The organism is Novimethylophilus kurashikiensis, assembly GCF_003112435.1.
In the GTDB taxonomy this organism is placed as follows: domain Bacteria; phylum Pseudomonadota; class Gammaproteobacteria; order Burkholderiales; family Methylophilaceae; genus Novimethylophilus; species Novimethylophilus kurashikiensis.
Window position 1 is genome coordinate 57,132 of the sequence record NZ_BDOQ01000018.1, and the last position, 13,737, is coordinate 70,868.

Genomic DNA, 13,737 nt, shown 5'->3' on the forward strand with positions numbered 1-13,737 from the left:
GGAATTCAGATCGTCATTCAAACATTACAAGCGTGCTCAACCTTTCAATATTCCTGAAAAGTCCATGCCATCCATGAAAAAGTTCTGGCTCATTTTCACACAAACCGTCACCGTCAGCCTGGCCGTCGTGTTCGTCGTCCAGATGTTCCATCCCGAACTGCTTGCCCCTCGCGAGCGCGTCGTCGAGGTTAAGCAGGCGTCGCCCAAGCAGGAAACCAATATCACCGGCTCATATCGGTTGGCAGCGCATCGTGCCATGCCTTCGGTGGTGAATATTTTCACCAGCAAGGAAACCCAGAGCAATAACGATCCGCGGCTTAATGATCCTATTTTGCGTCATTTCTTCGGCGAGCAGCAGGACGAGCCCCCGCAGCGTGAAAACAGCCTGGGGTCCGGCGTAATCGTAAGTCCGCAGGGCTTGATCCTGACCAATCATCATGTCGTGGAAACAGCCGACGAGATCGAAGTCGCGCTGGCCGACGGTCGTACCTTGCCGGCTAAAGTGGTCGGTACCGATCCCGAGACCGACCTCGCCGTCATCAAGGTGGATGCCAACAACCTACCGTCCATTGTGTTCGGGCGTTCGGATCAGTTGAGCGTGGGCGATGTCGTGCTCGCCATCGGCAATCCCTTCGGCGTGGGACAAACCGTGACGCAGGGTATCGTGAGTGCCCTTGGTCGCAACCATCTCGGCATCAATACCTTCGAGAATTTTATCCAGACCGATGCACCCATCAATCCGGGTAATTCAGGCGGTGCGCTGGTGGATATCGAAGGGCATTTGGTGGGCGTCAATAGTGCCATCTATTCCCGTAGCGGCGGCTCCATGGGGATCGGTTTCGCCATTCCGGTGAGCCTGGCTCAACAGGTAATGGAGCAGATCGTTCGCCAGGGTGGTGTCACACGCGGCTGGATTGGCGTAGAAGCCCAGGACATTACGCCGGAGCTGGCGGAGTCGTTCAAGCTCCAGGCGGCCGAAGGTGCGCTTATCGCCGGCGTCTTGCGCGGCGGCCCTGCCGATAAGGCTGGCGTGAAGCCCGGCGACATTCTGGCCGAAATCAACGGCAAGAAAGTGCAGGATACGTCAGGCATGCTCACGTTGATCTCGGCGCTCAAGCCTGGGAGTTCGGCCGTGATCAAGGTGATGCGCAACGGCGCCGAGAAGAGCCTGACTGCTACGATTGGTCGACGCCCCAAGCCTGAGGCGATCCAGCAGAATTAGTCAGTCATTATGTCCGACGCCGATCTTAACGCAACGGCCTCGCCCGAGGCCGTGATGTGCCATTGCAGCGGCACTACTCAGGGCGACATTCAATGCCTGTTCGAACAAGGGTTTAATCTGGATGCGATTTCCAGGAAGACGGGTGCCCTGACTGGTTGCGGGGGGTGCGAATGGGATATCGCAGATTTCCTGGGTAGACTTACCCAACAAAAAAGCGGCCAATAGGCCGCTCATCAACAACAAGCGCGGATTTTCTTACTGCGCCAGCTTTCGATTCTTTTCCATCAGTCGGGCGGCCAAGATGCCTGCTTCGTACAGCAGCCATAGCGGCACGGCCAGCATCACCTGCGAAATAACGTCCGGAGGCGTGAAAATTGCGCCGATGACGAAGGCGCCGACAATCACATAAGAGCGGATATCCTGCAGCACCTTGATCTCGACGATGCCGAAGCGGACCAGAAGCACCACCGCGACAGGCACCTCGAACGCGATGCCGAAGGCCAGAAACAGGGTGATGACGAAATCCAGATAATTACCGATGTCCGTCATTACTGCCACGCCAGCCGGCGCCGTTCCAACGATAAAGCCGAATACCACTGGAAACACCGCAAAATAAGCGAACGACATCCCTGTCAGGAATAGCAGTGTGCTGGCCACGACCAGTGGCAGCAGAAAACGCTTTTCATGCTTGTAGAGGCCAGGCGCAATGAAACTCCATACCTGGTAAAGCGTGTGCGGCAACGAAATCACCACGGCCGTCAGCATGGCGACTTTCATCGGCACGAAAAACGGGGTGGTGACGCCGGTGGCTATGAGTTGTCCACCTTGCGGCAATTTAGATAGTAACGGCTGGGCAAGCAGACTGTAGAGCTTGTTGGCGAAAGGAAACAGCGCGATGAATACGACCAGAAAACCCACCACGATGCGCAGCAGGCGGTCGCGCAGTTCAAGCAGGTGCGCAATAAAGGTTTGTTGCTGGTCGCTCATGCCGGCGGATTTTGAGGATGATCGGGCGGATTAGCGGCGGTCTTGACCTCATCAGCGGCCGATTTGACGGCTTCTTCCACCTTGGATGCCTCGGCGTGGACATTCGATTGCAGATTGAGGATGCTGTGCTTGGCATCTTCTTCCATCTTGCGCAGGTCTTCCATGCGCAATTCCCGATCGATGTCGGCCTTGACCGAGGAAACGTAGCGCTGCATGCGCCCGGTGAGCAGACCCAAGGTGCGTGCGACCTTGGGCAGTTTCTCGGGACCGATCACGATCAACGCCACCAGGGCGATAACGAGGATTTCGGAAAACGAAACGTCGAACATCGATGCGGGCTCGGCTAAGCAGCCTTATTGCTGCTTGGTCCTGCCGGTCACTTCACCTTCGACGGTGCTGCCGTCGCGCTTTTCTTCGACCTTGGGCGTGGCTTGTTCCTCACGCATGGCCTCTTTGAAATTCTTCACGGCACCGCCCAGGTCGCCGCCGATATTACGCAGCTTCTTGGTACCGAAAATCAGCAATACGATCACCAAAACGATGAGCCAATGCCAGATACTGAACGATCCCATGGTTCTCTCCTAAAATTCGCTTAAGTCTTGGGCAGGGTCTGGCTGCCGCCGAAAATATGAAAATGCAGATGGAAGACTTCCTGTCCGCCGCCGGCGCCTGTGTTGATCATGGTGCGGAACCCAGTATCCAGGCCTTGCTCCTTGGCGAGCTTGGGACCGAGCAGCAACATCTTGGATAGCAGTTGCGCGTGCTCAGGCTGGCAATCGGCCAGGCTGGCGACGTGCGGCTTGGGTACGATCAGGAAGTGGACTGGTGCAATCGGATGGATATCGTGGAAGGCGATGACATCGTCGTCCTCAAAGAGCTTCTTGCTTGGAATTTCGCCCTTGGCGATCTTGCAGAAAATGCAGTCGGTCATGTCATTGATCCTTGCGTGCCGCTTTTTCGGCGATACCGGAAAGACCTTCGCGGCGTGCCAGCTCGTTCAGTACGTCGTTGGGGTGCAAGCCCGCATTGGCGAGCATCACCAAGGTATGAAACCAGAGATCAGCCGTCTCATAAATGATTTCATCGCGATTGCCGCCCTTGGCTGCAATGATGGTTTCAGCCGCTTCTTCGCCGACTTTTTTCAGAATACTGTCGATGCCTTTGGCATACAGCTTGGCCACGTAGGACGATTGCGGATCGGCGTTTTTGCGCGCTTCCAGGGTTTCAGCCAGACGGTCCAGAATTTCACTCATGGCGGTAAATCTCTTCCGGGTTCTTGAGCACGGGCTCGTCGGTGACCCATTGATTGTCTTGCAGTTTCTGGAAAAAGCAGGTGTGCCGCCCGGTATGACAGGCGATGCCGCCCAACTGTTCCACCGTCAGCAGGATCACGTCTTCGTCGCAATCGAGCCGGATATTGTGGACTTTTTGCACGTGCCCCGATTCCTCGCCCTTGCGCCACAGCTTCTTGCGCGAGCGTGACCAGTACACGGCTTGGCCGGTTTCTGCCGTCAGGCGCAAGGCTTCGCGGTCCATCCAGGCGAACATCAGCACCTTGCCTGTACCGGTTTCCTGGGCGATGACCGGCACTAGGCCGTCATGTGTCCAGTTGACCTTGTTGAGCCAGGATTCAGACATGATGTCCTCCTCTAGCGCAGGCGGGGCCGCCTGCATTAAAGCATGTCTCATCAATGGCCGAGACGGCTAGCGCTTCGGAAAGCAGCCTCATAGCCTCACCTCGATGCCGTGCTGCGCCATGTATTCCTTGGCCTCGCGCACGGAATATTCGCCGTAGTGGAAAATGCTCGCGGCCAGCACCGCATCGGCGCCGCCTTTTTTCACACCGTCCACAAAGTGATCGAGATTACCGACACCGCCGCTGGCGATGATGGGCACCTCGACCGCATCGCTGATCGCGCGCGTGAGTTCGAGATCGAAGCCGCTCTTGGTGCCGTCGCGGTCCATACTGGTTAGGAGAATCTCGCCTGCGCCTAGAGCCGTCATGCGCCTGGCCCAATCGACGGCATTCAAGCCTGTCGGCTTGCGACCGCCATGCGTAAACACTTCCCAATGATCGCCGACGCGTTTCGCGTCGATGGCGACCACGATGCACTGCGAGCCGAAACGGCCGGCAGCGTCTTCCACCAGTTGCGGATTGACCACCGCGGCCGTATTGATGCTGACCTTGTCCGCACCGGCATTCAGTAGATTGCGAACGTCGTCCACGGCTCGTACGCCGCCGCCCACTGTCAATGGAATAAATACCTGGGAAGCGACTTCCTCGATGATGTGGAAGATCAACCCCCGGTTGTCGGAGCTGGCGGTAATGTCGAGAAAGGTGAGTTCATCTGCGCCCTGTTCGTCATAGCGGCGTGCGATTTCGACCGGATCGCCCGCATCGCGCAATTCGACGAAATTGACGCCCTTGACCACGCGGCCATCGGTGACGTCCATGCAGGGGATGATGCGTTTGGCTAAGCCCATATCAAATTATTCAAACCACGGAGCTTGCGGAGGTAGAACGCGGCAGCAATCCTAGTGGTCAGGTTATCCATTTAGTTCGTCGGCCAGTGCTTGTGCCGCGGCAAAGTCCAGCGTGCCTTCGTAGATGGCACGGCCGGTAATGGCGCCCATGATGCCTTCATCTTCCACGGCGCACAGGCGCTTGACGTCTTCCAGATTGGTGATGCCGCCGCTGGCGATGACGGGAATCTTGAGGCCTTGGGCCAGTGCCACGGTGGCTTCGATGTTGACGCCGGTGAGCATGCCGTCGCGACCGATGTCGGTGTAAACCACGGCTTCTACGCCGTAATCTTCAAATCGGCGCGCGAGATCGATCACATCGTGGCCGGTCAGCTTGGACCATCCATCCACGGCGACCTTGCCGTCCTTGGCATCGAGACCGACGATGATGTGGCCGGGAAAAGCATCGCAGGCTTCGTGCAGGAAGCCGGGATTCTTGACGGCCGCGGTGCCGATGATCACGTAGCTGATACCGTCATCGAGGTAGCGTTCGATGGTTTCGAGGTCGCGAATACCGCCGCCCAATTGGATGGGGATTTCGCCGCCGACGGCGTCGACAATGGCCTTGATCGCGCCTTCGTTGACCGGCTTGCCGGCAAACGCGCCATTCAGGTCCACCAGGTGCAGACGCCGTGCGCCGCGTTCCAGCCAGCTGGTCGCCATGGCGCCCGGGTCTTCCGAGAACACCGTGGCGTCTTCCATAAGTCCTTGTTTGAGGCGTACGCAGTGGCCGTCTTTAAGATCGATCGCGGGAATGATGAGCATGATGTTGTTTTAGGGACGCCCGTCCCAGTTGACGAAGTTGGAAAGAAGTGCCAACCCAGCCTGCTGGCTTTTTTCGGGGTGGCACTGTACGGCAAAAATATTGTCGCGCGCAACGGCGCTGGCAAAGCTGAACGGATAGTCGGTCTGGGCCGCAATCAGGTTGGGCTCGGCCGGATCGACGTAGTAACTGTGCACGAAGTAGAACCTGGCATCCTTGGCGATACCGTTCCACAGCGGATGGTCCGTGACTTGGACGACCTGGTTCCAGCCCATGTGGGGCACTTTGAGCTTGCCGCCGGCGGCGTCCGTCATGCCGGAAGGAAAGCGGCGTACGCGACCCGGCAAAATGCCGAGACCGGCTACGTCGCCTTCTTCGCTGTGTTCGAACAATAGCTGCTGGCCGATGCAGATGCCGAGAAAGGGCTTGCTGGCAGCAGCGTCCATCACCGCGTGACGCAAGCCGCGCTTGTCCAGTTCGGCGACACAATCCGGCATGGCCCCTTGGCCGGGGAACACCACGCGCTCGGCTGCTGCAATGATGTCCGGGTCGCTGGTCACCGTAACTTGCTTGCCTTGGGCGACATGTTCGAGCGCTTGCCAGACAGAGCGCAAGTTTCCCATGCCGTAGTCGATTACTGCGATGTCAGTCATGATGTTTCGCTGTGGGCGCCCAGCTTTCAGCGGTCAGCAAATAAGTAGGCATGTTGGTTATGATCGATTCTCAGCGCTGCCGCTAACGGTCGATTACAGGCTTCCCTTCGTGGACGGCATGACGCCGGCCATCCGCGGGTCGGCTTCCACCGCAACGCGCAGGGCGCGGCCGAAGGCCTTGAACACCGTTTCAGCCTGATGGTGCGCGTTGTTGCCGCGCAGGTTGTCGATGTGCAGCGTGATCAGGGCGTGATTGACGAAGCCCTGGAAGAATTCGTGGATCAGGTCGACGTCGAAACTGCCGATCATGGCACGCTTGAAATCGACGTAGTACTCCAATTCCGGCCGGCCGGAAATATCGATCACTACGCGCGACAAGGCTTCGTCCAGCGGGACGTAGGCATGGCCGTAGCGGCGGATGCCTTTTTTATCGCCGATAGCTTTGGCAAAGGCTTGACCCAGCGTGATGCCGATATCCTCGACCGTGTGATGCGCGTCGATGTGCAGATCGCCCTTGGCTTCCACTTCGAGATCCATCACGCCGTGGCGGGCAATCTGGTCCAGCATGTGGTCGAGAAAGCCCAGACCGGTTGCCAATTTGGCCTTGCCGGTGCCGTCGAGATTGAGCGAGACGGAAATCTGGGTTTCCAGGGTGTTGCGGGTAACTTGGGCTTGACGCATGGTTAAGTCGCTGAAATTTTTATTCATTCTACCTTAACATTGCGAAACGGATAAACCCTGGTCCGGCTTCACGCGAGAATCTCGCGCAGGGCGCCGACCAGCGCCTCGCATTGTGCTTCGGTCCCGACCGTGATGCGCATGAACGGAGCAATGCGGGCCGGATTCTTGAAATGGCGAACAATAATGCTGCGTTCGCGCAAGGCGGCCGTTAATACAGCGCCTTCGTGGTTTGGGTGTTTCGCAAAAATGAAGTTGGCGGCGGAAGGTAGCACTTCAAAACCTAGCGCCTCCATATCTGCAACTAGTTTCTCGCGGTTTGCGATGACGCGGGCACGGGTTTCTTCGAACCAGGCCTGGTCCTGCATTGCGGCGATTGCGCCGGATTGTGCGAAGCGGTCCAACGGGTAGGAGTTGAAACTGTCCTTCACGCGGTTCAGCGCCTCGATCAAATCCGGATGACCGATGGCAAAGCCGACACGCAATCCTGCCAGCGAACGCGACTTGGAAAGAGTATGCGTGACCAGTAGTTGCGGATAGCGGTTGACAAGTTGAATGGCGGATTCCCCGCCAAAATCCACATAGGCCTCGTCGATCACCACGACCGAATTCGGATTCCCTTGCAGCAGACGTTCGATCTCGGCCAGCGCCAGGATGCGCGAGGTCGGCGCGTTAGGATTTGGGAAGATGATGCCGCCGTTGGATTGCAAATAATCGTCGACGTTGATTTCGAACGTATCCGTCAGCGGGATTTGACGATATTGAATACCGTAGAGCCCGCAATACACCGGGTAAAAACTATAGGTGATATCCGGGAATAACACTGGCTGATCATGTTGAAGCAGGGCGTGGAACACGTGCGCCAAGACTTCGTCCGAGCCGTTGCCGACAAACACCTGGTTAGGGGCGACTTGGTGATATTGCGCAATGGCTTCGCGCAAGCGATCGCTGCCTGGGTCTGGGTAGAGTCGCAGCGTATCGCCGACCTCTGCCTGCAAGGCGGCCAGCGCCTTTGGGCTCGGCCCGTAGGGGTTCTCGTTGGTGTTGAGCTTGACCAGGTTGGGCAGCTTGGGCTGCTCGCCGGGAACGTACGGGGTCAGGCCGTGAACGACCGGGCTCCAGAACTTACTCATGATTTGAGACGGAACTCCGCGGAACGGGCGTGTGCCTGCAAACCTTCGCCGTAGGCCAGGGTAGAGGCGATCTTGCCCAGGTTTTGCGCGCCGGCTTCCGACACCATGATGAGGCTGGAACGCTTCTGGAAGTCGTAAACGCCCAGCGGCGAGGAAAAGCGTGCGGTCCGTGATGTGGGCAGCACGTGGTTGGGTCCGGCGCAGTAATCGCCCAGCGATTCGCAAGTTTGACGGCCCATGAAGATCGCGCCGGCGTGCTTGATTTTCTTGGTCAGTGCGACGGGGTCTTCGACCGACAGTTCCAAGTGTTCCGGCGAAATGTAATTGGCGATACTGGCGGCTTCGTCGAGGTCGCGCACCTGGATCAGCGCGCCCCGGTCTTGCAGCGAGGTCGCGATGATGTCCTTGCGCGGCATCTCCTGGATCAGCTTGTTGATGCTGGCTTCCACCTGGTCGAGGAAAGCGGCATCCGGCGAGAGCAGGATAGCTTGTGCCAGTTCGTCATGCTCGGACTGAGAGAACAAGTCCATGGCCACCCAGTCGGGATTGGTCTTGCCGTCGCAAATGACCAGGATTTCAGATGGGCCGGCCACCATGTCGATCCCGACCACGCCGAATACGCGGCGCTTGGCAGCGGCAACATAAGCGTTGCCTGGGCCGACGATCTTGTCGACTTGCGGCACGGTTTGCGTGCCGTACGCCAAGGCGCCAACGGCTTGGGCACCGCCGATGCAGAACACGCGATCCACGCCGCAAACGGCAGCCGCGGCCAGCACCAATGGGTTCTTCTCGCCGCCGGGCGTCGGCACCACCATGATCAGTTCGCCCACGCCAGCCACCTTGGCAGGAATGGCGTTCATCAAGACTGAGGACGGGTAAGCTGCCTTGCCGCCAGGGACGTAGAGACCCACGCGGTCGAGCGCCGTCACCTGTTGGCCCAGCATGGTGCCGTCCGCTTCGGTGTAGTTCCACGAAGACATCAATTGCTTCTCGTGATAAGCCCGTACGCGGTCGGCGGCTTGCTTGAGTGCTTCTCGCTGGTCGTTGGGCAGACTTCCCAATGCCTCGGCCAAGCGAGCTTGCGGCAGCTCGAGATCGGCCAGGCTGTCGGCGCTGACGCGGTCGAAGCGTTGGGTGTACTCCAGTACAGCGTTGTCACCGCGCGTTTTGACATTCTTGAGGATATCGGCCGCCACGGCGTCGATCTTGTCGTCCTGCGCCCCTTCGAAAGCCAGCAGTTGATGCAGCGATGCCTCGAAGGTGGAATCGGTACTCGAATAGCGTCTGATCTTCAACATAATTAATCCTGTTGGGCTACAACGGCGGCAAAGGAATCGATGATGGGTTGGATTTTAGCGTGCTTGAGCTTAAGCGACGCTTGATTTACGACAAGTCTCGAGCTGATCGGCATGACGTCCTCGACCGCGACCAGATGATTGGCGCGCAAGGTTCCGCCCGTGCTCACCAGGTCGACAATGGCATCGGCCAAGCCGACCAGCGGAGCCAGTTCCATCGAGCCATAGAGCTTGATGAGGTCGACGTGCATGCCCTTGTTGGCAAAGTGCTCGCGTGCCGTTTTGACGTACTTGGTCGCCACCTTGAGACGAGCACCGCTACGTACCGAGCCGAAGTAATCGAAGCCTTCGCGCACGGCCACCATCATCTTGCATTTGGCGATCTTGAGGTCGAGCGGCTGGTAAAGACCGCTGCCATCGTGTTCGTACAGCACGTCCTTGCCGGCAATGCCGAGGTCGGCGGCACCGTTCTGCACATAGGTAGGCACATCAGTCGCCCGTACGATAATCAGTCGGACATCGTCGCGGTTGGTAGGCAGGATGAGCTTGCGTGAGGATTCGGGCGCTTCGAGCGGCACGATACCGGCCGCTTCGAGTAGCGGCGTGGTTTCCTCAAAAATACGGCCCTTGGAGAGCGCGATGGTGATTTGGCTCATGGTGTTTTTAGTGTGCGCGGCGGATGCGGGCGCCGAGTTGGGATAGTTTTTCCTCGATGCGCTCGTAGCCGCGATCGATATGATAAATCCGTTCGATGGTGGTTTCACCTCGCGCTACCAGGCCCGCTAAAACCAGACTTGCCGAGGCGCGCAAATCGGTGGCCATGACGGTGGCACCTTCTAGTGTCGGGACGCCGCGCACGATGGCGGTATGGCCCTCGACTTCGATTTCCGCACCCAAACGACGCATTTCCTGGACGTGCATGAAGCGATTTTCGAAAATAGTCTCGATGACGCTGGCAACCCCTTCGGCCACCGTGTTCATCGCCATGAATTGCGCCTGCATGTCGGTGGGAAAGGCGGGGTGCGGTGCTGTGCGAACATTGACGGCCTTCAGAGCACCAGTGCGTTGAATCGTAATGCTATTGGTGTCGAATTCGACCTCGGCGCCGGCTTCCCGCAATTTCTCGATGACTGCATCCAGCAGGTCGGCTCGTGCGTTTGTGAGCTTCACCTTGCCGCCGGCCATGGCCGCGGCCACGAGATAAGTGCCGGCTTCAATGCGGTCGCAGACGACGGGGTGTGCCGTACCCTGCAATTTCTCTACGCCATGGATGGTAATGACGTCAGTGCCTGCGCCTTCGATACGTGCGCCCATCTTGATCAGGCATTCTGCCAAATCGACGACTTCCGGCTCGCGCGCGGCGTTCTCGATGACGGTCGTACCTTCTGCAAGGGTCGCTGCCATCATAAGGTTTTCCGTCCCGGTCACGGTGACCAGATCGGTGAAGATGCGGGCGCCCTTGAGGCGGTCGGCTTTTGCTTCAATGTAGCCGTGTTCGATGTGGATTTCCGCCCCCATCGCTTGCAAGCCCTTGATATGCAGGTCTACCGGGCGGGAGCCGATGGCGCAACCGCCGGGCAGCGAGACACGTGCACGGCCGAAACGAGCCAACAGCGGCCCCAGCACTAGAATGGAAGCGCGCATGGTCTTCACCATTTCGTACGGCGCTTCAGGCGTATGGATGTCGCTCGCGTCGAGTTCCACGTTCATGTGGTCGTCGATGATGACTTTCATGCCCATGTGGCCGAGCAAGCGCAGCATGGTTGTCACGTCGTTGAGATGCGGGACGGACGAAAGCTGCAACGGCTGCTCGGTCAGCAGCCCTGCGCAGAGAATCGGTAGTGCGGCATTTTTTGCACCGGAAATGCGGACTTCGCCGTTAAGCGGCATTCCCCCCTGAATGACCAGCTTATCCATTAGGCTGCGGAATTCTCCAGCATCTTTTGCAGTTCACCTTGCTGATACATTTCGCGCATGATGTCGGCGCCGCCCACGAATTCGCCATTGACATAGAGCTGCGGGATGGTCGGCCAGTTGGCATAGGCCTTGATACCTTCACGAATTTCCGGGTCTGACAGTACATCTACCGTCACTACGTTTTGCGCGCCGCAGGCCTTGAGTATTTGTACGGCTGCGCCTGAGAAACCGCATTGCGGGAATTGGGGCGTGCCCTTCATGTAGAGCACCACCGGGCTGCTCGTGACTTGCTGTTTGATACGTTCCTGTACGTCCATGGAAATCTCCAAAATCGTTACCGTTTCGCCCAGGTTTCGGGCGTAAATGTGCGCATCGAGAGCGCGTGGATTTCATCGCGCATACGGGGGCCGAGTGCTTTATAAACGAGCTGATGCTGTTGCACCATGGATTTGCCCGTGAACTCGGGGCTGACGATGACTGCCTCGAAATGCTGGCCGTCATTGCCCTGTACGTCGATGTAATCGCAGGGCAGGCCCTGCTGGATGTATTCTTTGAGTTGTTCCGAGGTGAGCATAGACTTACCCTCGCAATTTATAGCCGCGCTTCAAAAGCTGCAAAGTCAACCATGATAAGGCCAAAAAGCATATGGCGACAATCGACAGACTGATGCTGGGCGAGATATCGCCCTGGCCGAAGAAGCCGTAGCGGAAGCCGTCGATCATGTAGAAGAAGGGGTTGAGGTGCGAAACTTTTTGCCAGAAAGGCGGCAAGGAGTGAATTGAGTAGAACACGCCGGACAAGAAGGTGAGTGGCATGATGATGAAGTTCTGGAATGCCGCCAACTGGTCGAACTTGTCCGCCCAAATCCCTGCGATGATGCCGAGTGCACCCAGCATTGCGCTGCCCAGGAAAGCGAAGGCCAGGATGAGTCCCGGATGTGTCACGGGAATGTCTACCCACAGCAACGCCACCAGATACACGCTGAGGCCGACCACGAGGCCGCGTACCACGGCAGCAGCCAGGAATGCGACGAAAAATTCCCAGTAGGAAAGCGGCGTCAGCAGCAGGAACACGATATTCCCCATCACCTTGGATTGGATGAGGCTTGACGAGCTGTTGGCGAAGGAGTTTTGCAGCAGCGACATCATGGCCAGGCCGGGGATGAGAAAGGCCGTGTAGCTCACGCCGGGATAAACCTGGACGTGGGATTCCAGCACGTGCGAGAAAATCAGCAGGTAAAGCAACGCGGTCATGACCGGGGCCGCCACGGTCTGGAAGCTCACCTTCCAAAATCGCCAGATTTCCTTCTTGAAAAGTGTGTAGAGCCCGCGCATCAGTGCCCCCTCACGATTTCGATGAAGACGTCTTCAAGATCGGCCTCGGTCAGTTGCAGGTCTTTCACGGTGATATCGGCTGAACGCAGTTTGGTGAGGACGTGCTCGATTTCACCTGTTTGCGTGATGCCCAAGGTGACGTAGCCGTTTTCTTCGGCGCGCTTGAGCGGCAGTAGTTCTTCCGGCAAGCGGTTGGGGTCGAGCTTTAGTTTAAGTTGTTTGGACTGGAACCGATCGAGCAAATTGCGCGTGGAATCCAGTGCCACAATTTCACCTTGTTTCATCATGGCGACGCGCGAACACAGCGTTTCCGCTTCTTCAAGGTAGTGCGTGGTCAGGATGATGGTGTGGCCGTCCTTGTTCAAACGCTTGATGAACTGCCAGAGCATTTGTCGCAGTTCGACGTCCACGCCTGCGGTCGGCTCATCCAGTACGATGACAGGCGGCTTGTGAGCCAAGGCTTGGCCGATCAGCGCACGACGTTTCATGCCGCCTGAAAGGGCGCGCATATTGGTGTTTGCTTTGTCTGTAAGGCCCAGGCCTTCGAGGATTTCATCGATCCATGCGTCGTTTTCCGGTCCGCGGCCGAAATATCCGGCCTGGAAGCGCAACATTTCGCGGACATTGAAAAACGGGTCGAATACGAGTTCTTGCGGCACCACGCCGAGCAACCGACGTGCTGCGCGGTAGTCGTCGACAACGTTGTGCCCCATCACGGATAGCGTGCCGCTGGTAGGTCTCAGCAAGCCGGCCAACAGATTGATCAGCGTGGATTTCCCGGCACCGTTGGGGCCAAGCAGGGCGAAAAACTCTCCCTGCTCAATCGTCAGGTCGATACCACGCACGGCATGGAGTTTGCCGAAAAATTTGTGGACCTGATCGATCTGGATGGCGGGAGGCATGTTGTTGGGTGGCCTGTGAAGGCCGGAAATCAATGAGCGGCTGGTGCCCGTTGAGGCAGCATTTCCAACACGCCGTAAAGCGTGGACAAGCTGACGGCGGTTTGCGGCAAGTTGCTGAACATGATGGAGGCACTCTTGATCTGTGCCTGGCGCAGCCACTCGAACATCAGGCTGATGGAAGAAGAATCGACTTCGCTTACTTCAGCGAAGTCGATTTCCACATTGCCTTCGAGCATAGGCAGGGTTTCAGTCAGCAGATCGCCGACGGTATTAACCGTCATGGGCGTCTTGACGACGATGCGCGCACCCTGTTTCTCGACCAATGCCATG

The 13,737-nt window shown here is 57.8% G+C and carries 21 protein-coding genes; 2 read left to right on the plus strand and 19 right to left on the minus strand.

Features of this window, described 5'->3' with window-relative positions; translation table 11 throughout:
* The first annotated feature begins 73 nt into the window (after window positions 1-73).
* Together NMK_RS14525 and NMK_RS14530 are read left to right on the plus strand one after the other, a co-directional pair.
* A complete protein-coding gene (locus tag NMK_RS14525; protein ID WP_109016604.1) occupies window positions 74-1,222 on the plus strand; it encodes a Do family serine endopeptidase in 1,149 nt (382 codons plus the stop codon).
* Between the two features lie 9 nt (window positions 1,223-1,231).
* A complete protein-coding gene (locus NMK_RS14530; RefSeq protein WP_109016488.1) occupies window positions 1,232-1,447 on the plus strand; it encodes a (2Fe-2S)-binding protein in 216 nt (71 codons plus the stop codon).
* A 30-nt stretch (window positions 1,448-1,477) separates the two neighbouring features.
* On the opposite strand, the gene tatC is transcribed toward NMK_RS14530, so the two are convergent.
* From tatC to NMK_RS14625, 19 genes are all read right to left on the minus strand, one after another.
* Window positions 1,478-2,209: a twin-arginine translocase subunit TatC gene (gene tatC, locus NMK_RS14535; RefSeq protein ID WP_109016489.1), complete on the minus strand. Its 732-nt coding sequence runs from the start codon at window positions 2,207-2,209 to the stop codon at window positions 1,478-1,480.
* Entirely contained in the window at window positions 2,206-2,538 is a 333-nt protein-coding gene (tatB, locus tag NMK_RS14540; protein WP_109016490.1) for a Sec-independent protein translocase protein TatB, read from the minus strand. Before tatB ends, tatC begins: the two co-directional genes overlap by 4 nt.
* Before the next feature lie 24 nt (window positions 2,539-2,562).
* On the minus strand, window positions 2,563-2,781 hold the full coding sequence (gene tatA, locus NMK_RS14545; protein WP_109016491.1) for a Sec-independent protein translocase subunit TatA: 219 nt from the start codon (window positions 2,779-2,781) through the stop codon (window positions 2,563-2,565).
* A gap of 20 nt (window positions 2,782-2,801) precedes the next feature.
* Window positions 2,802-3,140, minus strand: coding sequence for a histidine triad nucleotide-binding protein (locus NMK_RS14550; RefSeq protein ID WP_109016492.1), 339 nt, complete (start codon window positions 3,138-3,140; stop codon window positions 2,802-2,804).
* Between the two features lies 1 nt (window position 3,141).
* Window positions 3,142-3,462, minus strand: coding sequence for a phosphoribosyl-ATP diphosphatase (locus tag NMK_RS14555; protein WP_109016493.1), 321 nt, complete (start codon window positions 3,460-3,462; stop codon window positions 3,142-3,144).
* Window positions 3,455-3,847 (minus strand): phosphoribosyl-AMP cyclohydrolase, encoded by a 393-nt coding sequence (gene hisI / locus NMK_RS14560; protein ID WP_109016605.1) that lies wholly within the window; start codon window positions 3,845-3,847, stop codon window positions 3,455-3,457. The genes NMK_RS14555 and hisI overlap by 8 nt, the downstream gene beginning before the upstream one ends.
* 87 nt (window positions 3,848-3,934) lie before the next feature.
* Window positions 3,935-4,693: an imidazole glycerol phosphate synthase subunit HisF gene (gene hisF / locus NMK_RS14565; protein ID WP_109016494.1), complete on the minus strand. Its 759-nt coding sequence runs from the start codon at window positions 4,691-4,693 to the stop codon at window positions 3,935-3,937.
* Between the two features lie 63 nt (window positions 4,694-4,756).
* Window positions 4,757-5,497 carry a 1-(5-phosphoribosyl)-5-[(5-phosphoribosylamino)methylideneamino]imidazole-4-carboxamide isomerase gene (hisA, locus tag NMK_RS14570; RefSeq protein ID WP_109016495.1) on the minus strand — a complete coding sequence of 247 codons (741 nt, stop codon included), beginning with the start codon at window positions 5,495-5,497 and terminating at the stop codon, window positions 4,757-4,759.
* Between the two features lie 9 nt (window positions 5,498-5,506).
* Window positions 5,507-6,148, minus strand: a complete 642-nt coding sequence (gene hisH / locus NMK_RS14575) for an imidazole glycerol phosphate synthase subunit HisH (RefSeq protein ID WP_109016496.1) — start codon at window positions 6,146-6,148, stop codon at window positions 5,507-5,509.
* A gap of 93 nt (window positions 6,149-6,241) precedes the next feature.
* Complete coding sequence (gene hisB / locus NMK_RS14580; protein ID WP_109016497.1) at window positions 6,242-6,829, minus strand: imidazoleglycerol-phosphate dehydratase HisB; 588 nt, start codon at window positions 6,827-6,829, stop codon at window positions 6,242-6,244.
* 68 nt (window positions 6,830-6,897) lie between these two features.
* On the minus strand, window positions 6,898-7,959 hold the full coding sequence (gene hisC, locus NMK_RS14585) for a histidinol-phosphate transaminase (protein ID WP_109016498.1): 1,062 nt from the start codon (window positions 7,957-7,959) through the stop codon (window positions 6,898-6,900).
* Window positions 7,956-9,254: a histidinol dehydrogenase gene (gene hisD, locus NMK_RS14590; RefSeq protein WP_109016606.1), complete on the minus strand. Its 1,299-nt coding sequence runs from the start codon at window positions 9,252-9,254 to the stop codon at window positions 7,956-7,958. Before hisD ends, hisC begins: the two co-directional genes overlap by 4 nt.
* 5 nt (window positions 9,255-9,259) lie before the next feature.
* Window positions 9,260-9,910, minus strand: a complete 651-nt coding sequence (hisG, locus tag NMK_RS14595; protein ID WP_109016499.1) for an ATP phosphoribosyltransferase — start codon at window positions 9,908-9,910, stop codon at window positions 9,260-9,262.
* A gap of 7 nt (window positions 9,911-9,917) precedes the next feature.
* The gene (murA, locus tag NMK_RS14600; RefSeq protein WP_109016500.1) at window positions 9,918-11,171 is read right to left on the minus strand and encodes a UDP-N-acetylglucosamine 1-carboxyvinyltransferase; all 1,254 of its coding nucleotides are present in this window, start codon (window positions 11,169-11,171) and stop codon (window positions 9,918-9,920) included.
* Entirely contained in the window at window positions 11,171-11,488 is a 318-nt protein-coding gene (grxD, locus tag NMK_RS14605) for a Grx4 family monothiol glutaredoxin (RefSeq protein WP_109016501.1), read from the minus strand. Before grxD ends, murA begins: the two co-directional genes overlap by 1 nt.
* Before the next feature lie 17 nt (window positions 11,489-11,505).
* Window positions 11,506-11,745, minus strand: a complete 240-nt coding sequence (locus tag NMK_RS14610; RefSeq protein WP_109016502.1) for a BolA family protein — start codon at window positions 11,743-11,745, stop codon at window positions 11,506-11,508.
* Window positions 11,746-11,749: 4 nt separating this feature from the next.
* Window positions 11,750-12,505 (minus strand): ABC transporter permease, encoded by a 756-nt coding sequence (locus tag NMK_RS14615; protein WP_109016503.1) that lies wholly within the window; start codon window positions 12,503-12,505, stop codon window positions 11,750-11,752.
* Window positions 12,505-13,407 (minus strand): ABC transporter ATP-binding protein, encoded by a 903-nt coding sequence (locus tag NMK_RS14620; protein ID WP_109016607.1) that lies wholly within the window; start codon window positions 13,405-13,407, stop codon window positions 12,505-12,507. Before NMK_RS14620 ends, NMK_RS14615 begins: the two co-directional genes overlap by 1 nt.
* 29 nt (window positions 13,408-13,436) lie before the next feature.
* On the minus strand, window positions 13,437-13,736 hold the full coding sequence (locus NMK_RS14625; RefSeq protein WP_109016504.1) for an STAS domain-containing protein: 300 nt from the start codon (window positions 13,734-13,736) through the stop codon (window positions 13,437-13,439).
* Window position 13,737 lies beyond the last annotated feature (1 nt).